Raw genomic sequence first — 839 nt, 5'->3', positions numbered from 1 at the left:
TCTTATGGAAAATCACAATATTTTTTGAATAAAAAAGATTGGGTGAAAGCAACTTTACACTTAGAAAAAGCTATTGCAGGTAATGATAACTGCTTCCCAAAATGGCATTATCAATTGGGATTCCTTTACAGCAAACTTAGAAAATGGGAACTAGCTGAAAAACAGCTGAAAATCGCAACAACGAAAGAAACTAACAATCAACGTTGGAACTATCGACGAGCGATAGCATTAGATAATACTCAAAGAAAATCTGAAGCAGAAGATGTAATACATTCGGTATTTATCTCCAATGGTAGCAATTCCCAGAAGCATTTCAAGTCTGGTGTTTTATTGTTAGGTTTCTCAAGAACAGTAGCAGCAGAAAAGGCATTTAGAAAAGCTACAGAACTAGATGGCAATAAATATGAATATTACGATAAACTTGCCGAATCATTGAATAAACAAAGAAAATGGTGGCAAGAAGTTGAAGCCTTACAACAAGCAACCAAGATTAATAATAAGAAATCAGAACTATTTTTCAGATTAGGTGCAGCTTGCCTTAAAATGAATTATTTTTCAGAGGCTGAAAAAGCATTCGAAATCTCTATAAAACTGGGTTCTTGTAATACTGAATCACTTTATAATTTAGGATATTGCTTAGAGAAAAATGGGAAATTTGATGAGGCTGATGAAGCTTATAAAAAATCAGTAGCTCTTTCCAAAAGCACTGATGTGAAAAAATATGGAGTCGCTGCCCTTCATAAAAATAAAGGCTTGTGGCCAGAGACAGCCAATGAACTAGAAAAACACCTTAGAAAAAATAAAAAAAATGCGGATTTAATTTATAATTTGGGCATGGC

General features: G+C 33.5%; 1 protein-coding gene. It reads left to right on the top strand.

Annotated features, from left to right (window positions below):
• A partial coding sequence (locus J1779_RS00115) for a tetratricopeptide repeat protein (protein ID WP_217202533.1) occupies positions 1-839 on the top strand: 839 nt, incomplete at both ends.

Source organism: Rahnella rivi (genome assembly GCF_019049655.1).
In the GTDB taxonomy this organism is placed as follows: domain Bacteria; phylum Pseudomonadota; class Gammaproteobacteria; order Enterobacterales; family Enterobacteriaceae; genus Rahnella; species Rahnella rivi.
Note: the sequence above shows the minus strand (reverse complement) of the source record. Positions and strands in the feature narration are given on the sequence as shown.